Source organism: Kitasatospora sp. NPDC092039 (genome assembly GCF_044756065.1).
Classification (GTDB): Bacteria; Actinomycetota; Actinomycetes; order Streptomycetales; family Streptomycetaceae; genus Kitasatospora.
In genome coordinates this window covers 68,474-86,027 of sequence record NZ_JBIVSD010000012.1, presented here as the reverse complement: position 1 = coordinate 86,027, position 17,554 = coordinate 68,474, and the positions used below count along the sequence as shown (strand labels likewise).

Sequence of the window (17,554 nt, the reverse complement as noted above, 5' to 3'; positions counted from 1 at the left end):
CAAGGGCCCCTGGAAGGCGCCCGCCACCGTCGTCGCCCGGGGGGAGATCCCAGCCGTGCCGAGGATTCTTCTGACCATCATCCTTCCGCTCGCGCTCTGGGTCTGGGCGTTCGTGGACTGCCTGACCACGCCCGAGGACGAGGTGAAGCACCTGCCCAAGGTGGTCTGGGTGCTGATCGTGCTGCTCTTCCCGCCGCTGGGCCCGATCGCCTGGCTGATCGCCGGCAAGCAGCGCGGCTTCCTGCGGACCGCGCCCGCCGGGGCGGCCGACCCGGGGTACCCGGCCGACGACCGCCCGGGCCGCCCGGCTCCGCGCGGCGGGCGCCCGCTGGCGCCGGACGACGACCCCGAGTTCCTCGCCTCGTTGAAGAAGAGCGACAAAGACCACGAGGACATGCTCAAGCAGTGGGAGGCCGACCTGCGCCGCCGCGAGCGGGAGCTGCGCGACCGCGACGAACCCGAGGACGGCAGGAAGAGCTGATCGGAGCGGGTCCGCCCGCTCGCTCGGACAGCCCACCCCCACCGCGCGGGGTGGGCTTCGGTGTTTTTGGCGCTTCTCTACGATTGCTCAATCCCTCGGCCGGTCGGCGAACCCCCGGCCACCGGGCTGGAGTGGACCTTGAGCGCCCCCCGAGAGGACCGGCTCGGGGCGCTGACAGACGGTCCTGACCTGCGCTTTTCTTCATGCTCAGATCATCGGACCATCATCTGTTCGACAACCCCCGGTATCCGGATGAACACCGAGCGCACGGTGATCGGGTCGGCCGTTTCTGTAAGGGCCTGACAGCTAAACGAACCCGACCTTGTACGGAATCGACGCCGAAACCAGCGCACGGCCCCTCGTACAGTCATAAGTGAAGAAAGTGATTCGCAGCCGGGGGCACAGCAGACGTTGGCTGTCGGACAGTTCCCTCACCCTTGGAGTGGTTCGAGATGACGGTTGTGCATGAGGCGCCGGTCGACGGCGAGGTCCCGGAGGTCCCGGCCGACGCCCGTGGGCGGGTCGCCGAGCTGCACGAGCTCCGCGAGAAGGTCCGCCGCGGCCCCAGCGACAAGGCCACCGAGGCCCAGCACGCCAAGGGCAAGCTGACCGCCCGCGAGCGCATCGAGCTGCTGCTGGACGAGGGCTCCTTCCAGGAGGTCGAGCCGTTCCGCCGGCACCGCGCCCAGGGCTTCGGCCTGGAGGCGAAGAAGCCGCACACCGACGGCGTGGTCGTCGGCTGGGGCACCGTCCACGGGCGCACCGTCTTCACGTACGCGCACGACTTCCGGATCTTCGGCGGCGCACTGGGCGAGGCCCACGCCCAGAAGATCCACAAGATCATGGACATGGCCATCGCGGCCGGCGCTCCGCTGGTCTCGCTGAACGACGGCGCCGGCGCCCGCATCCAGGAGGGCGTCACCGCCCTGGCCGGGTACGGCGGCATCTTCCAGCGCAACACCAAGGCCTCCGGCGTCATCCCGCAGATCTCGGTGATGCTCGGCCCGTGTGCCGGCGGCGCCGCGTACTCCCCCGCGCTGACCGACTTCGTCTTCATGGTCCGCGAGACCTCGCAGATGTTCATCACCGGCCCGGACGTGGTCCAGGCGGTGACCGGCGAGAAGATCACCCAGAACGGCCTCGGCGGCGCGGACGTGCACGCCGGCGTCTCCGGTGTCGCCCACTTCGTCTACGACGACGAGCAGTCCTGCATCGAGGAGGTCCGCTACCTCCTGTCGCTGCTGCCGCAGAACAACCGCGAGATGCCGCCGTCCGTGATGAGCGACGACCCGGTCGAGCGGCGCAACGACAGCCTGCTGGACCTGGTGCCCGCCGACGGCAACCGCCCGTACGACATGCGCAAGGTGATCGAGGAGATCGTCGACCACGGCGAGTACCTGGAGGTCCACGAGCGCTGGGCCACCAACGTGCTCTGCGTGCTCGCCCGGATCGACGGCCACGTCGTCGGCATCATCGCCAACCAGCCGCAGTCGCTGGCCGGCGTGCTGGACATCGACGCGAGCGAGAAGGCCGCCCGCTTCGTCCAGATGTGCGACGCCTTCAACATCCCGCTGGTCACCCTGCTCGACGTCCCCGGCTTCCTGCCCGGCGTCGACCAGGAGCACGGCGGCATCATCCGGCACGGCGCCAAGCTGCTCTACGCGTACTGCAACGCCACCGTGCCGCGCATCTCGCTGATCCTGCGCAAGGCCTACGGCGGCGCCTACATCGTGATGGACTCCCGCTCCATCGGCGCGGACCTGTCCTACGCCTGGCCGACCAACGAGATCGCCGTGATGGGCGCCGAGGGCGCGGCCAACGTCATCTTCCGGCGCGAGATCAACGCCGCCGAGGACCCGGACGCCATGCGCGCCCAGAAGATCAAGGAGTACAAGAGCGAGCTGATGCACCCGTACTACGCGGCCGAGCGCGGCCTCGTGGACGACGTCATCGACCCGACCGAGACCCGTCAGGTGATCTCCGCCGCCCTCGCCATGCTCCGCACCAAGCACGCCGACCTGCCCAGCCGCAAGCACGGCAACCCGCCGATGTAGCGGCGCCTCCCAGCGCACCCGCTCCACCGCAGCAGCCCGCACCGGGCACCCACTCAGACCACAGCCACCGGGGGAGAAACCAGGACATGACCGCTTCCGCCGAACCCCTCGTCCGCATCGTCCGCGGCACTCTCACCGACGAGGAACTCGCCGCCCTGACCGCCGTCCTCGCCGCGCGCGCCGCCGCCGCGCAGCAGGCCGCCGCCGCCGCGCCGATGGAGCCGATCGCCAACTGGCAGCGCCTGGAGCGCCGCCCGGCGTACTACTCGCCGTTCAGCTGGCAGCAGGCGGCCTGACCGCCCGAGCCGACGGCCGGTCACCCGAACGGGGTGGCCGGCCGTCGGGCGTTCCCCGGGGGCCGCGCCGGCCGGGCCCCCGCCCGGTCGGCCGGGGCCGGAGGGGGCCGCGGAGGGCTCGGTAGGATACCTGCTGGGCGGTACGCGTCCGCCGCCCCGTCCGCCCCCACGGGACCGGCCGCTGCCGGGACCAGAACTTTCCAGGGAGGCTGCGATGGCCAGGCAGGCCCGCGCGCTGGCGACCCGCCAGGCGGTACTCGTCGCGGCGGCCGAGGTGTTCGACGAGCGGGGCTACGCCGCCGCCACGATGGCCGAGATCCTGGACCGGGCCGGCGTCACCAAGGGCGCGCTGTACTTCCACTTCCATTCCAAGGAGGACCTGGCGCTCGCCGTCATCGAGGGGCAGGGCGCCTGGATCTCCGGGTGGGCACCGTCCTCGGACAGCCCGGTGCAGAACCTCATCGACCTCGGGTACGCCTTCGCCCGCGCTCTCCAGACCGACCCGCTGGTGCGCGGCAGCATCCGGCTGACGATCGAGCACGGCAGCTTCACCCAGCCGCAGATCGCGGCCTACCAGGGCTGGATGGACACGGTCGGAGCACTGCTGGAGCGCGCCCGGGAGGCCGGCGACCTCCACCCGGGGGTCGACCTGACCGCGGCCTCCGGGGTGATCACCGGGGCCGTCACCGGCATCCAGCTGAGCTCCCAGGTGCTGGCCGACCGGCAGGACCTGGTCCAGCGGATGTCCGACCTCTGGACGCTGCTGCTGCCCGGCCTGGTCCAGCCGCACGCGCTCGCCCGGCTGAGCGTCGCCGAGCGCGCCTGAGCCGTCGGGCGCGCCCGGGCCGTCCGACGCACCGGGCCACCGGGCAGGGCCGGGCCACCGGGAGCCCCGCGACCGCGCCGGGTCAGACCCGGTAGCCCGCCCGGTGCTCCGCCGCCACCAGGGCCGGCAGCGCGGCCGTCCAGAGCCGGCTCACCGTCTCCGGCCCGGGCGCGCCGGTCCCCTCGCCCCCGAGCAGCACCTGGCCCGCCGCCACCGCGGTGAGCAGTTCGGCGGCGGCCCGACGGTCCACCCCCGGGCCCAGCTCACCGGCCTCGGCGGCGCGGTCCAGCAGCCGGTGGACGACGGCGGTGAGGCTGCGCCAGGCGACGTCGGCGGCCACCGGGGCGGCCCGGCCGGACGGGCCCTCCAGGACGCCGTCCCGGCGCCGGCCCTGCTGGACCAGCCGGACGCCGGCCCGCACCACCACGTCCTCCCGCAGCATCCGGGCCAGCTCGTGGGAGAAGTCGATCAGGCCCTGGAGCGCCGGGCCGTCGGCCCGCAGCGCGCGCAGCGCGGCCGAGCCGACCTCCCGCCCGGAGGCGCGGCGCACCCCGTCGGCGAGGGCCTGCTTGGACACGAAGTGGAAGTAGAGGGCCCCCTTGCTCACCCCGGCCCGACGGCTGATGTCGACCAGGCTGGCGGCCTCGAAGCCCACCCGCGCGAAGGTCTCCGCGGCCGCGAGCAGTACGGCCTGCCGGGTCCGCCCGGCCCGTTCCTGCTTGACCACTGGCCCCCTCCGGACTCGACCGGGCGCGATCCCCGCCCCACCCGGCTGCTGTCGGCGCGCCCCCGCGAGGCGGCGCCGCATGCGGACGGGAACGTCCGAAACCGCATGGTTGGTATCTAATCTAGCGCCTGTTTCGCCCCCGCCGTCCAGCGGGGACGGCCCCCCACCGATGGTCCGAGGTCCGCCGAACGGGCATTCCCCCAGCGCACGGGGCAGGTAGCGTGGCCGTACCGGAGAGTGCGGCCCGGGCACCCCGGTCGGCAAAGACAAACCGGGTGGTATGTATGTTTTGCTCGGACGGCCGTGGCGGCCGCTCCGACCGACACCCTGAGGCGGGGGCCAGTCATGCCATCGATCGTAGAGCCGGACCCGCGCGGCCCGTACGCCCACCCCGGCCCGGGCAGCGGTGGCGGCCTCGACTTCCACGACGGCCCCGCGACCGGCTACGACTTCCACGACCGGACCGTCTCCCGGCACCTGGTGCACCGCGCCGCGGTCTCCGAGGTGTTCCTCACCGGCTGGCGGTCCACCGGCCCGTACGGCTTCCTGCTCGGCGCCCAGTGGCCCCGGCTGCACGGCTTCTACCGGCTCCCCGGGGACCGCTACCACGACCCGGTGCTGCTCGCCGAAACGATCCGGCAGGCCGGGCTGCTGATCGGCCACGCCGGCTTCGGGGTGCCGCGCGGCCACCACTTCGTGATGGAGGACCTCTCCTACGCGCTCGACGGATCCGGACTGCCGGGCCTGGCCGTCACCACCGGCCCCGCCTCGCTGATGCTGGCCGTCGACTGCGAGGACGTCCGGATGCGGCACGGCGAGCTGGTCTCGCTGCGGGTGTGCGTCGACGTCACCCGGGACGGCCGGCCGATCGGCCGGGGCACCGGCCGGCTGCGGGTGGTCTCCCCCGCCTCGTACGCCCGGCTGCGCGGCCCCGGGCGGCGCACCGCCGCGCCACGGCCGCCGGCGCCCGCCGCCCCCGAACTGGTCGGCCGTGCCCAGCCCGCCGACGTGGTGCTCAGCCCGACCCTCGCCCCGGACACCTGGCTGCTGCGCGCCGACGCCACCCACCCGGTGCTGTTCGACCACGAGCTGGACCACGTGCCCGGGATGCTGGTGCTGGAGGCCGCCCGGCAGGCCGCCCAGCGGCTGCGCCACCCCGAGCCGGTGGTGCCGGTCGAGCTGGTGACCTCCTTCGAGCGGTACATCGAGCTGGACCGGCCCTGCCTCGTCCGGGCGGTCCCCGAACCCGCCGCCGGGCCGGCCTCCGGGCCGGTCGACGCACCGGCCGCGGCGGGCGGCCGGCACGCGGTACGGGTCCAACTGCTCCAGGACGGCCTGACGGCGGCCGAGTGCCTGCTGCTCACCGCGCCGCTGGACGGCCCGGCCGAGGGCCCGGCGGTACCGGCCCGGCGGGACGCCTACGACGGCCGCCCCGCCGCGCCGGGCCTCGGCGGCACCCGGCTGCCGCTGGCGAGCTGACCCCCGTCAGGCGGCCACCAGGGCGGCCGGCCGGCCCGCGTGCATCACGCTGAGGTTGGTCGCCAGCCGGACCGGGTCCTGGGCCAGCCAGAGCCGCAGCGCCGCACCCAGGGCGGCGCTGGCCGACTCGATCCGGACGTCGGTGATCTGCGCGATCCGGGCCGCGCCGGGCACCAGCAGGTCGGCCAGCGGGGTCGGCAGCCACACCGTCAGGGCGCACGGCGCGGGCACCGCCAGCGCCCCCAGCAGCCGGTAGGCGTCCCCCGGCGCGCTGAGCGTGGGGATGATGTCCAGCAGCGCGTCGGACACCACCTCGGACACGTCGCTCCGGTGTCCCTGGGCGAGCCGGCGGAGCAGCATGCGCTCGGCGGCGGTGATTCGGACGGTCAACATGACCTCGTCGCACTCCATTGCGCGATTTCCTCCTCAGTTCCCTCTCGCACCGACCGGCGGCCGGCGCGCACTACCCCTGTTGCACCTCGGCCCGGCTACCTGTGGGAGAGAGCCGGGCCGGTGGGTGGTCGTGCGTCCCGGTCAGATCCCCGCGTAGGAGTGCTTTCCGGTGACGAAGATGTTCACGCCGTAGTAGTTGAAGAGCCAGCAGGCGAACGCCGCCAGCGCCAGGTAGGCGGCCTTGCGGCCCTTCCAGCCGGCCGTCGCCCGGGCGTGCAGGTAGCAGGCGTAGGCGACCCAGGTGATGAACGACCAGGTCTCCTTCGGGTCCCACTCCCAGTACTTGCCCCAGGCCGCCTCGGCCCAGATCGCGCCCGCGATGATGGTGAACGTCCACAGCGGGAAGACCAGGGCGTTGATCCGGTACGACAGCTTGTCGAAGGTCGACGCGGCGGGCAGCCGGCGCCAGATCGAGGCCGAGGTGCCCAGCGGGCCGGTGGTGAGGCCGGCCGCCATCCGCTTGTCGAAGGAGTCCTTGCCGAGGTACAGCAGCGTGGCGATGAACGCCGCGTAGAAGGCGCCGCCGCAGAAGATCGCGGTGGAGACGTGGATCGCCAGCCACGGCGAGTGCAGCGCCGGGACGAGCTGCTCGGAGTCGGTGTAGAGCACCGTGGTGGCGATGCCGAGGGTCAGCAGCCCCGCGAGGACGACCGGCAGGCCCAGCCAGCGGACGTTCTTCCTCGTGGCCAGCAGCACCAGGTACGCCGCCGTCATCGCGAAGGCGAAGGCGCAGGAGAACTCGTACATGTTGCCCCACGGCCAGCGGGAGACCGAGAGGCCGCGGGTGACGATCCCGCCCGCGTGCAGCAGGGCGGCGAGCACGGTGAGCGAGACGGCGATCCGGCCGGCCAGGTCGGCCCGCTCGCTGGTGCCGGCCGCGCCCGGGCCGTCCTCCTCGTCCGCGCCGCGCCCGCTGGTGACCACCGTCGCGCCCTCGCCCGCGACCGCGGTGCGGGTGAGCGTGGTGGTGCCGCCGCCGGCCCCCGCCACGGTGACGGTGACCTTCTTGGCCTTCTTCCCGGCCGTGGCGACGGTCTCGCCGAGGCTGACGGCCTGCTCCTTCGAGCGGACGGCGACGGCGCCCTTGCTGCCGAAGGTCCACTCGATCATGTGGGCGAACATGGCGAGCGTGTAGACCACCATCGCCGAATAGATCAGCTTGTTGGAGAGGTCGGCCAGCTGGGGGTCGACCGCCGAGGCGAGTTGCACCGTCTACTCCTTGGAGTTCTGGTCGGCAGGGACTGCGGGGGCTGAGGCCTCGGCCTCGGGGTCGTCGGACACCGCGTCGGGAGCGGCGGCGGAGCGCTCGGCGCCGTCCCCGCCCTCCTCCGCGGAGTCCGGGGCGTCGTCCTCCTCGGAGGCCGGGGCGTCGTCCTGGAGGTCGACCGCCAGCTCCGCCAGCTCCTCGGCGATCTTCGCCGACTCGCTGCGGGCCAGGCCGGCCAGCTCCACCTGGGTGCCGCCGCCCGGCAGGGCGACCGCCCGCACCCAGATCCGGCGGCGCTGGATGAACAGCGAGCCGATCAGACCGAGGATCGCCAGCACTCCGCCGGCCAGGGCGATCGAGTTGCCCGGGCGGTGCGTGACGTTGAAGCTGGCCCACTGCTTGTAGCCCTCGAAGGTCACCGAGCCGTAGCCGTCGGGGAGCTCCCAGCCCTGGCCGGGCTTGAGCCGGGCTTTGGCCGGCTCGCCGTCCCGGGTGAGCTGGGTGAGCTTGCGGGTGTTGAGCTGGTAGACGTTCTGCGGCAGGCCGGAGTCGGTGCCGAGGTCGCCCGCGAAGGCGTTCAGCACCAGTTCGGGGGCGGCGTCACCGGGGAACAGCGAGACCGGGCCGGTGCCCTCGAAGCTCAGCGGGGCGGTCGGCAGGAAGAAGCCGGAGAAGCCCAGCTGGGTCTTGTTGCCGTCGGGGCCGGTGCCGTAGTCGGAGACCTTCACGACGCCGGTGGAGGTGAGGTTGCCGTCCTGCGGCAGGAACGGCACGGCACCCCGGTAGACGACGTCGCCCTTGCCGTTCTTGACGGTGATGACCGGGGCGTAGCCGTGGCCGATCAGGTAGACCTTGCTGCCGCCGACCTCCAGCGGGTGGTTGACCTCGATCGTCGACTTCTTCAGCTTCGACTCGTCGCTGCCCGCGTAGTACTCGACGTTCGCGGTGAACTGCCGGGCGGCGCCGATCTGGTCGCCCTTCTCCTGGAACTTCGAGGTGAAGCCGTTCAGCTTCAGGTAGAAGGGGTCGAGGTCCTGGCTGCCGTAGAACCGGGTGCCGTTGAAGTCGTCGAGCTGGGTGATGGTGTTGGAGTAGCCCTCGCCCTCGATCATCAGCTTGCCGCCGGTGCCGGCGGCCAGGCTGGACCAGGCGAAGCCGCCGAGCAGCGCGAACAGCGACAGGTGGAACAGCAGGTTGCCGACCTCGCGCAGGTAGCCCTTCTCGGCCGCGACCGAGCCGCCGGACAGGTGCGCGCGGAAGCCGCGCCTGCGCAGCAGCCGGTGCGCGGCGGCGTTCACCCGGTCGGCGTCCGCGTCGGTGCGCCAGGCGGCGTGCACCGGCATCCGGGTCAGGTTGCGCGGCGCGGCCGGCGGCTGGGAGCGCAGCACGCCGACGAACTGCCAGGTGCGCGGGACGATGCAGCCGGCCAGCGAGACGAACAGCAGGATGTAGATCGCGGAGAACCAGACCGAGCTGTAGACGTCGAACAGCTGGAGCTTCTCGTAGACCGGGGCGACGGTGGCGTGCTGCGCCTTCCAGGCCTCGACCTTCAACTGGCCCTGGCCGTTCTGGTACTGCGGGATCAGCGAGCCGGGGATGGCCGCCAGGGACAGCAGGAAGAGCAGGATCAGGGCGACCCGCATGGACGTCAGCTGGCGCCACATCCAGCGCGCCCAGCCGAACGTCCCTATGCCGGTCGGGCCTTCGGACTCGACCGGCGCGGTGCTGAGCCGCTCGGCCGCGCCGTCGTCCGGCGCCGGGGGCTGCTCGGTCTCGGTCGTGGTGTTGCTCACGGTCAGATTCCGATCTGGAAGTCGGCGGTCCAGGACTGCAGCTGGCTCATCATCGAGTCCCAGATCCCGGTGACGAGCAGCAGACCGACCGCGACGAGCATGCCGCCGCCGATCCTCATGACGAGCGGGTAGTGCCGCTTGACCCAGCCGAAGGCGCCCAGCGCCCGGCGGAAGGCCACCGCGGCCACGATGAACGGTACGCCGAGGCCCAGGCAGTAGAAGGTCATCAGCATGGCGCCGCGCGCGGCGTCGGCCTGGTTCAGCGCCAGGTTCTGGACGGTCGCCAGGGTCGGGCCGATGCACGGCGTCCAGCCGACGCCGAAGACCACGCCCAGCAGGGGGGCGCCGAGCAGGCCGACCGCCGGACGGCGGTGGGAGCGCATCTCGCGCATGCTCAGGCCGGGGACGAGGCCCATGAAGGCGAGGCCCATCACGATCGTCACCGCCCCGAGCACGATCGAGATGGCCCGCTTGTGCTCCTGGAGGGTGTCGCCGAACTGCCCGAACAGCGCCCCGCCCGAGACGAACACGGCGGTGAAGCCGAGGATGAACAGCGTCGCCCCGAGCAGCATCCGGCCGCGCCGGGCGCCGCGCGCGTCCGCGAGGTCGGCGGCGGAGAAGCCGGTCACGTACGACAGGTAGCCCGGGACGAGCGGCAGCACGCAGGGCGAGAAGAACGACACCAGCCCGGCCACCAGCGCGATCGGCGCGGCCACCAGCAGCGCCCCGCTCTGGAGCGTCCCGGTGTTGTCGGCGAGCTGCTGCGGCAGGCTCACTGCTTCTGCTCCGCGACCACCGGCTGGAGGATCGACTCCAGCGCGTCCTCGGTGGTGCCGCCGACGGCGCGGGCGGCCAGCCTGCCGTCCCGGTCGACGATCAGGGTGGTCGGGATGGACTGCGGGTTGAGGCTGCCCTTGGGGAACTTGAGCAGCTGGGTGCCGGCCGGGTCGAAGAGGCTCGGGTAGGTGACGCCCTGCTCCTGCTCGAAGCGGACGGCGTTCTGCTTCTCGGTGTCCCGGGTGTTGATGCCGAGGAACTGGACGCCCTGGTCCTTGTACTTCTCCGAGACGTTCTGGAGGCTCTTGGCCTCGGCCCGGCACGGGCCGCACCAGGAGCCCCAGACGTTCAGCACGACGATCTTGCCCCGGTAGTCGGAGAGCTTGGCCGGGGTGCCCTCCAGGGTCTCCCCGGAGATGTCCGGCGCGTCGCCGCGCTTGCCCGCCTCCGCCTTCGACAGGTTGGTGCCCTTGACCGTGACGAAGCCGACCTGGCCCTCGCCGCCGCCCGACGAGCCCGAGGAGGAGCAGCCGGTGAGGGCGAGCGCGGCAGCGGCGACGGTGACGACGGCTGCTGCGGCGACACGGGGACGGGGGCGCGTCATGGCAGACATGTGAAAAGTTTCGCATGGAGTTCCGGGCAGGTTCGCCGGGGTCCTGCCTTGCGCGCCGCACCGCGTCTGACCTGCGACGACTTCGGGTCACCCGGCACGTGCCAGGTGACCCGAAGTCATACTTACGCACCGCTTACGGGAGGGGCGGAAGGCTAGGCGCCGAAGCTCTTGCCCACCGGCTTGTCCCCCTTGCGGCCCTTGCCGACCAGGTGCGCGGGCAGCAGGTCGCGGGCCGGCTCGCGGTAGCCGACCGAGACGATCCGGTCGCCCTCGAAGGTGAAGCTGGTCAGCGAGGCCAGCGAGCACTGCCGGTTGCGCGGGTCGTGCCAGAGCCGGCGGCGCTCCACGAAGGAGCGCAGGATCCAGATCGGCAGCTGGTGGCTGACGCAGACCGCCTCGTGCCCGCGCGCGGCGTCCCGGGCGGCACCGATCGCCCCCATCATCCGGACCGCCTGGTCGAGGTACGGCTCGCCCCAGGAGGGCTTGAACGGGTTGGTGAGGTACTTCCAGTAGCCCGGGTTGCGCAGCGAGCCGTCGCCGACCCCGAAGGTCTTGCCCTCGAAGACGTTCTCCGCCTCGATCAGCCGCCCGTCCGCCGCGACGGCCAGGCCGTGCGCCTCGGCGATCGGCGCGGCCGTCTCCTGGGCCCGCTCCAGCGGGGAGGCCACCACGTGGGTGACGTCCCGGTCGGCCAGGTCCTCGGCGACCCGCTCGGCCATCTTCCGGCCCAGCTCGGACAGGTGGTAGTCCGGCAGGCGCCCGTACAGGACGCCCTCCGGGTTGTGCACCTCGCCGTGCCGCATCACGTGGACGACGGTGATCTCTTTGGCGCTCACTTCTCGACTGCTCCTGGGGAATCGGGTTCGGGCCGCGGCGGGTCAGGCCGTGGCGGCGGCAGCGGCGCGCGCGGCGGCCGGCAGGGCGGCGGCGATCCGCTCGATCGCCCGCTCGTCGTGGGACGCCGAGACGAACCAGGACTCGAAGGCGGACGGCGGCAGGTAGACGCCCTCGGCCAGCATCGCGTGGAAGAAGGCGGTGAAACGGTACGCCTCCTGGGTCCTGGCCTCGTCGTAGTCGGTGACCGGGGCCTCGGTGAAGAACACCGAGAACATGTTCCCGGCGGTCTGCAGCCGGTGCGTCACGCCCTCCTTGGTGAGCGCGTCGGTGACCAGGCCGGAGATCTCGGCGGCGACCTTGTCCACCGTCGCGTACACCTCGTCGGTGCAGCCGCGCAGCTGGGCCAGGCCGGCCGCGGTGGCGACCGGGTTCCCGGACAGGGTGCCCGCCTGGTAGACCGGGCCGGCCGGGGCCAGGTGCGCCATCACGTCGGCGCGGCCGCCGAAGGCCGCGGCCGGGAAGCCGCCGCCCATGACCTTGCCGAAGGTCAGCAGGTCCGGCGCCCAGCCCTCGTTCGCCGCCTCCAGGCCGTACCAGCCGGCCTTGGAGACGCGGAAGCCGGTCATCACCTCGTCGGAGATGAACAGCGCGCCGTTCTCCCGGCAGAGCCGGGCCAGGCCGCCGTTGAAGCCGGGCAGCGGCGGGACGACGCCCATGTTGCCGGGCGAGGCCTCGGTGATCACGCAGGCGATCTCGCCCGGGTGGGCGGCGAAGGCCCGCTCGACGGCGGCCAGGTCGTTGTACGGCAGCACGATGGTGTCGCCGGCCTGGGCGCCGGTGACGCCCGGGGTGTCCGGCAGGCCGAAGGTGGCCACGCCGGAACCGGCGGCGGCCAGCAGCGCGTCCACGTGGCCGTGGTAGCAGCCGGCGAACTTGACCACCTTCGCCCGGCCGGTGAACCCGCGGGCCAGCCGGATCGCGGACATGGTGGCCTCGGTGCCGGAGGAGACCAGGCGGACCTGCTCGACCGGGGCGACCCGGGAGACGATCTCCTCGGCCAGCTCGACCTCGCCCTCGCCGGGGGTGCCGAAGGAGGTGCCGTTGGAGACGGCCCGCTGGACGGCCTCGATCACCGGGGGGTGCGCGTGGCCGAGGATCATCGGACCCCACGAGCACACCAGATCGACGTACTCGCGGCCGTCGGCGTCGGTGAGGTAGGGGCCGGTGCCGGACACCATGAAGCGCGGCGTGCCGCCGACCGCGCGGAAGGCGCGCACCGGGGAGTTCACGCCGCCGGGCGTCACCACGGAGGCGCGGTCGAACAGCGACTGGGACTGGGGGGCTTCGTAGGGGTAGCTCACAAAAGACATGGTCTCAAATCGTGTCCTCGCGCTCTGCATGTCCGACCCGATCATCTGGAACGATGATCCGGGCACCGTTGTCTGTACGGTTGTCCGTACAGCAGGGGCCGCTGACTGCACCGGACCGGGGACCAGTCAGACTGTGTACACAGAGTGCGCAGGCGCTCCGGTCTGTGTGCAGGGGTGTGGAGAGGACTGCCGCGTACCGCGAATGGGTACGGCGGCGCATGACGGGTAAGGAGCACGTCCGGTGGGACGCCGGACGTGCGGGGGTCTGTCGATTCCGGCGAATTCCGGTGAGGATGGTCCGAGTGTCCGAGGCGCAGGACGGCTACGACGAGGCCGCGGGGGGCTCCCGCCGGCCCACCGAGGCCGCACGCGGGGGTACGGGAGCGGGTACGGGCCGTGGTCGTCGCGGCGGTGAGAGGCGGGGTGAGGGACGCGTGGGGGTGACCTACAAGTACTTCGGCGCCCCGGACCGCGCGACCGCCGCGAGGGTCCCCACCGCGCTCGGCCCGGGCGGGCTCGGCCTGGACGCCGGTGAGCTCGGCTCGCTGGGGCGGCTCGGCGACCTGATGGAGACCAGCGGCTCCCCCACCGGCCACCTCTCCACCAAGATCAAACCGGAGACGATGAGCGCCATGGTGCTCACCGGCATCCAGGGCGTCCCGCTGCACCAGGTGCCGCCGCTGGAACTGGTCGTGCTGCACCCCGACTACGCCGTCGTCCAGCTCCCCCACAACGTCGTCGAGCCGCTGCGCAAGGCCGACGAGACCGAGCTCGGCGCCGCCGCCTTCATCTGGTCCACCGTGCCGGACCGGCGCGGGCCGCGGGACGCGTTCGTGATCTACAGCATGCTGCACGAGTGGCAGGACTTCGCCAACCGGCTGCACGACGCCGGGCACCAGCTGTACTGCCTGGTCTGGCCGTGACGCCCGCCGCCCCGACTCCGCCGAACGCGGGCCGGGGCGGGGCTGGTTGACGGTTCGTCAATCCTGGCGCCCGGCGGGCCGCAGTACGGTGGCGGCGAGCAGCAGAGCCGTCGCCAGCAGGCCCGCGGCCACCGCGAAGGCGAGCCGGAAGCCGTCCGCGAGCGCCTCGGTGGCGGGCTGCCCGGCGGCCGAGAGGGCCGCGGTGCGGCCGTCGGCGAGGGTGGTGAGGACGGCGACCCCGAGCGCGCCGCCGATCTGCTGGGTGGTGTTGAAGAGCCCGGAGGCGGTGCCCGCGTCGGCCGGTCCGGCGCCCGACATGCCGAGCACGGCGAGGGTGGAGAGCACCAGGCCGCCACCGCCGATCAGCAGCATGGTCGGCAGCAGGTGCACGGCGTAGTCGGCGTCCGCGGGCAGCCGGGTGAGCAGGCCGAGCGCGGCGACCAGCAGGGCGAGCCCGGCTAGCAGGACGCGGCGCTCGCCGAAGCGCGCGCTCAGCCGGGCGGAGAGCAGCAGGGACACCGCGCCGATGGCGACGGCGGCCGGCAGCATCGCGAGGCCGGTGGCGGCGGCCCCGTAGCCGAGCACGTTCTGCATGTGGAGGGCGACCAGGATCTGGAACCCGAACATCCCGGAGATGGTCAGGACCTGGACGAGGTTGGCGCCGGAGACACTGCGCGAGCGGAACATCCGCAGGGGCAGCAGCGGGTGGGCGGCCCGCCCCTCGTGCCACAGGAAGGCGGCCAGCAGGGCGACGGCGAGCGCGCCCAGGCCGAGGGTGCGGACGGAGGTCCAGCCGTGCTCGCCGGTGCCGACGATGGTGTAGACGCCGAGCATCAGGGCGGCGGTGATCAGCACGGCGCCGGGGGCGTCGGCGCCGGCCCGCAGGCCGGGGCCGCGCTCGGGCTCCAGCACCCGGACGGCGAGCAGCGCGGCGGCGATGCCGAGCGGCAGGTTGATCAGGAAGATCCAGTGCCAGTCGAGGGCTTCGGTGAGGACGCCGCCGAGCACCTGGCCGATGGAGGCGCCGGCCGCGCCGACGAAGCTGAACGCGCCGATCGCGCGGCCGCGTTCGCGCGGTTCGGGGAAGAGCGTGACGATCATCCCGAGGCTGACCGAGGAGGCCAGCGCGCCGCCGGCGCCCTGGAGGAAGCGGGCGCCGATCAGCAGCCCGGGGCTGGTGGCGACGGCGCAGAGCAGCGAGGCGGCGGTGAAGACGGCGAGTCCGGCGACGAACACCCGCTTGCGGCCGATCAGGTCGCCGAGCCGGCCGGCCAGCAGGAGCAGGCCGCCGAAGGCGATCAGGTAGGCGTTGACCGTCCAGGTCAGTCCGGACGGCGAGAAGCCGAGGTCCTGCTGGATGGCGGGCAGGGCCACGGTGACGATCGAGCCGTCCAGGATGATCATCAGCATTCCCGCGCAGAGCACCACGAGGGCGAGGGTGCGGGAGCGGGCGGGGGCTGCGGAAGCCGGCCTGGTGGCGGCCGGGGCGTGCGTGGTCATGGCGGTTCTCCCGGTTCGTCGAGTACCGGGTAGGACGCTATCAGATTGTTTTGTTCGGGACTATCTATCTCGGGAGTAGATGCGCGCGGACGGTCCGGGCTCTCGGGTACGGCGGTCGGAGACCGGCCCCGGCCCCGCTAGCCCCGGGAACGGCGGGCCCGGCGGACGGTGCGCTCGACCTCGACCGGCTCCGCGAGATGGCCGTCCACCAGGTGCGTCAGGGCGGAGACGAACACCTCGCGCTCGGGCCGCGGCAGCGACTCCAGCAGCTCGCGGTGCACCCGGTCGGCGATCGCGGTGCCCTGCACCACGGCCCGCGCGCCCGCCTCGGTGACCGAGACGATCCGGGCCCGCCGGTCGGTCGCGGACGGACGGCGCTCAGCCAGGCCCGCCTTCTCCAGTTCGTCGACGGTGACCACCATGGTCGTCTTGTCCAGGTCCGTCAGCTCGGCCAGCTGGATCTGGGTGCGCTCGGCCTCCTGCGCGTGGAACAGCACGCAGTAGGCGCGCGGGGTGATCCCGAGCTCGGTGAAGGCGGCCGCCATCCGGGTGGCCAGCACGTGGCTCGCGTGGTCCATCAGCCCGGAGATGTCGCGGATCTGGCGCGCGGGCGGCGGGGTCGTCGTCATACGTCCGAGGTTAGCAACGGCCCGTCTGCTGCCGGATGATCCCGTAGCCAACCAACGGCGGTCTACGGGATGCCCAACTCGAACAGCGCATAGCCCGCGTACCAGCCCGCCGCGAGGACCGGCGTCGCCAGCAGCCCGGCCAGCGAGGAGGTCCGCACCCGGCGCAGCGCCACCGCCAGGCCGATGCAGAGCGGGAAGGCGGGCAGCAGGTAGCGCGAGATGTTGCCGAAGATCTGGTTGGTGCTCAACGCGGTGAAGAGCGTGAGCCCGGTGTAGACCCACAGCACCAGCGGCGGCCGGGTGCGCCAGAGCAGCACCAGCAGCCCGGGCAGGGCGATCAGCAGGACGATCGCGATCAGGTCCGGGACGGGGTTGGCCTGCCAGTAGACCCAGTGGCCGGCGAGCACGTCCCTGATCGTGCGCACGGTGGACACGCCGCCGTCGAAGTAGCGGTTCCAGGCGCCCTGCTGGAGCTTGAAGTAGCCGGTCCAGTCGCCCATCTTCCAGCCGACCCAGGCCACGTAGCCGAGCAGGCCCCAGGGGGTGACCAGCATCGCGGTCAGCGGACGGGCCACCCCGTCGGTGCGGCGGACCAGCGCGACCAGCGCGGCGATCGAGACGGCGGCGATCAGTACGGCGGCGGTCGGCCGGTTGAGGCCCGCCACCAGGGTCAGCAGGCCGGCCGCGATCCAGCGACGGGTCATCACGCAGTAGCAGGCCCAGGCGGACAGCGCGACGAACAGCGAGTCCGAGTAGACCGCCCACTCCACGCCGGAGCCCGGGAACAGCCCCCAGAGCACCGCCGCGATCACGCCCGCCCGGAAGCCGCCGAGCCGCTCGGCGATCGCGAAGATCCCCGCCGCGGCGACCAGCGAGGCCAGCACCGAGACGACCATCCCGGAGCCGTACGTACCGAGCCCGGTGACCGCGCCGACCAGCCGCATCAGCCAGGGGTAGAGCGGGAAGAAGGCGGCCGAGTTCTCGTAGTAGGTGGCCAGCGGGAAGCCGTGCAGCGGGATCAGCTGCGGGTTGTAGCCGTCCTCGGCGATCCGCTGGTACCAGACGCCGTCCCAGGTGCCCAGGACGTCCCACGGGGTGGCGGCGCCACCGCGGCCCGGCTGCTTCGTCAGGTAGTCGCCGGTGTGCGAGAGCAGCAGCAGGAAGACGGTCATGCCGATCGCCTTCACCACCGCGTACGCGCCCAGCGCGGGCGCGAAGCGGTCCACCAGCGCCCCGAACCGCCGGGGCACGCGGCCCGTGCGCTCCTCGGGGGCCTCCACCGGCGCCGCCGCTCCGGGCTGGGTGCTGGACGACTCAGTGCTCGATGCCGTGCTCATCTGGTCTGGACTCCCCGCCCCGCTCGTGGTCCCGCGCGGCTCCGGCGCAACGATTTTCCCGTGAGCCTACGGCACGCCCCCGAACCGAGGCCCCGTGGCGCCCCTGGGCCGCCGCCCGGCGGTGCCCGGGGACGCGGCCGTGGGCGCCCCGGCGGGGGGGGGGCCGCCCCCGGGGGGGGGGGGGGGGGGGCGCCGGGGGGCCGAACAATGCCCCCAAGGTTGGGTGGCAGACCGTGTTTGGTGTGGCCCGGT

Annotated in this window: 17 protein-coding genes; 6 read left to right on the top strand and 11 right to left on the bottom strand. The window is 72.9% G+C overall.

Annotation, left to right across the window (positions count from 1 at the left end; all coding sequences use genetic code 11):
- Positions 1-55 precede the first annotated feature (55 nt).
- The 4 genes from ACIQI7_RS23380 to ACIQI7_RS23365 all read left to right on the top strand — a co-directional run bounded on the left by ACIQI7_RS23380 (position 56) and on the right by ACIQI7_RS23365 (position 3,657).
- Positions 56-481 carry a PLD nuclease N-terminal domain-containing protein gene (locus tag ACIQI7_RS23380; protein WP_401113022.1) on the top strand — a complete coding sequence of 142 codons (426 nt, stop codon included), beginning with the start codon at positions 56-58 and terminating at the stop codon, positions 479-481.
- Between the two features lie 452 nt (positions 482-933).
- Complete coding sequence (locus ACIQI7_RS23375; RefSeq protein WP_401113020.1) at positions 934-2,535, top strand: acyl-CoA carboxylase subunit beta; 1,602 nt, start codon at positions 934-936, stop codon at positions 2,533-2,535.
- Positions 2,536-2,621: 86 nt separating this feature from the next.
- Positions 2,622-2,831 carry an acyl-CoA carboxylase epsilon subunit gene (locus tag ACIQI7_RS23370; RefSeq protein ID WP_387753037.1) on the top strand — a complete coding sequence of 70 codons (210 nt, stop codon included), beginning with the start codon at positions 2,622-2,624 and terminating at the stop codon, positions 2,829-2,831.
- A 214-nt stretch (positions 2,832-3,045) separates the two neighbouring features.
- Positions 3,046-3,657 carry a ScbR family autoregulator-binding transcription factor gene (locus ACIQI7_RS23365; RefSeq protein ID WP_387753034.1) on the top strand — a complete coding sequence of 204 codons (612 nt, stop codon included), beginning with the start codon at positions 3,046-3,048 and terminating at the stop codon, positions 3,655-3,657.
- An 82-nt stretch (positions 3,658-3,739) separates the two neighbouring features.
- Here ACIQI7_RS23365 and ACIQI7_RS23360 read toward each other — a convergent pair whose 3' ends face one another.
- Entirely contained in the window at positions 3,740-4,384 is a 645-nt protein-coding gene (locus ACIQI7_RS23360) for a ScbR family autoregulator-binding transcription factor (RefSeq protein ID WP_401113018.1), read from the bottom strand.
- Between the two features lie 345 nt (positions 4,385-4,729).
- Here ACIQI7_RS23360 and ACIQI7_RS23355 point away from each other — a divergent pair, with 345 nt between their 5' ends.
- The gene (locus tag ACIQI7_RS23355) at positions 4,730-5,863 is read left to right on the top strand and encodes a ScbA/BarX family gamma-butyrolactone biosynthesis protein (protein WP_401113016.1); all 1,134 of its coding nucleotides are present in this window, start codon (positions 4,730-4,732) and stop codon (positions 5,861-5,863) included.
- Between the two features lie 6 nt (positions 5,864-5,869).
- Here ACIQI7_RS23355 and ACIQI7_RS23350 read toward each other — a convergent pair whose 3' ends face one another.
- The 7 genes from ACIQI7_RS23350 to hemL all read right to left on the bottom strand — a co-directional run bounded on the left by ACIQI7_RS23350 (position 5,870) and on the right by hemL (position 12,913).
- A complete protein-coding gene (locus ACIQI7_RS23350; RefSeq protein ID WP_355256523.1) occupies positions 5,870-6,256 on the bottom strand; it encodes a hypothetical protein in 387 nt (128 codons plus the stop codon).
- A gap of 141 nt (positions 6,257-6,397) precedes the next feature.
- Positions 6,398-7,525, bottom strand: a complete 1,128-nt coding sequence (gene ccsB, locus ACIQI7_RS23345) for a c-type cytochrome biogenesis protein CcsB (protein ID WP_401113014.1) — start codon at positions 7,523-7,525, stop codon at positions 6,398-6,400.
- 3 nt (positions 7,526-7,528) lie between these two features.
- The gene (locus ACIQI7_RS23340) at positions 7,529-9,316 is read right to left on the bottom strand and encodes a cytochrome c biogenesis protein ResB (RefSeq protein WP_401113012.1); all 1,788 of its coding nucleotides are present in this window, start codon (positions 9,314-9,316) and stop codon (positions 7,529-7,531) included.
- Between the two features lie 2 nt (positions 9,317-9,318).
- Positions 9,319-10,092 (bottom strand): cytochrome c biogenesis CcdA family protein, encoded by a 774-nt coding sequence (locus tag ACIQI7_RS23335; protein ID WP_401113010.1) that lies wholly within the window; start codon positions 10,090-10,092, stop codon positions 9,319-9,321.
- On the bottom strand, positions 10,089-10,706 hold the full coding sequence (locus ACIQI7_RS23330; protein ID WP_401113008.1) for a TlpA family protein disulfide reductase: 618 nt from the start codon (positions 10,704-10,706) through the stop codon (positions 10,089-10,091). Before ACIQI7_RS23330 ends, ACIQI7_RS23335 begins: the two co-directional genes overlap by 4 nt.
- Before the next feature lie 152 nt (positions 10,707-10,858).
- A complete protein-coding gene (locus tag ACIQI7_RS23325) occupies positions 10,859-11,509 on the bottom strand; it encodes a histidine phosphatase family protein (protein WP_401113245.1) in 651 nt (216 codons plus the stop codon).
- A 75-nt stretch (positions 11,510-11,584) separates the two neighbouring features.
- On the bottom strand, positions 11,585-12,913 hold the full coding sequence (hemL, locus tag ACIQI7_RS23320) for a glutamate-1-semialdehyde 2,1-aminomutase (RefSeq protein WP_401113006.1): 1,329 nt from the start codon (positions 12,911-12,913) through the stop codon (positions 11,585-11,587).
- A gap of 440 nt (positions 12,914-13,353) precedes the next feature.
- Between hemL and ACIQI7_RS23315 the strand changes: the two genes are divergently transcribed.
- Positions 13,354-13,836, top strand: coding sequence for a hypothetical protein (locus ACIQI7_RS23315; RefSeq protein ID WP_121174810.1), 483 nt, complete (start codon positions 13,354-13,356; stop codon positions 13,834-13,836).
- Positions 13,837-13,893: 57 nt separating this feature from the next.
- Here the strand turns inward: ACIQI7_RS23315 and ACIQI7_RS23310 are convergent, their stop codons facing one another.
- From ACIQI7_RS23310 to ACIQI7_RS23300, 3 genes are all read right to left on the bottom strand, one after another.
- A complete protein-coding gene (locus ACIQI7_RS23310; RefSeq protein WP_401113004.1) occupies positions 13,894-15,336 on the bottom strand; it encodes a DHA2 family efflux MFS transporter permease subunit in 1,443 nt (480 codons plus the stop codon).
- A 137-nt stretch (positions 15,337-15,473) separates the two neighbouring features.
- Positions 15,474-15,965 (bottom strand): MarR family winged helix-turn-helix transcriptional regulator, encoded by a 492-nt coding sequence (locus ACIQI7_RS23305; protein ID WP_387753011.1) that lies wholly within the window; start codon positions 15,963-15,965, stop codon positions 15,474-15,476.
- A 62-nt stretch (positions 15,966-16,027) separates the two neighbouring features.
- Entirely contained in the window at positions 16,028-17,302 is a 1,275-nt protein-coding gene (locus tag ACIQI7_RS23300) for a glycosyltransferase family 39 protein (RefSeq protein WP_401113002.1), read from the bottom strand.
- Positions 17,303-17,554: the final 252 nt, after the last annotated feature.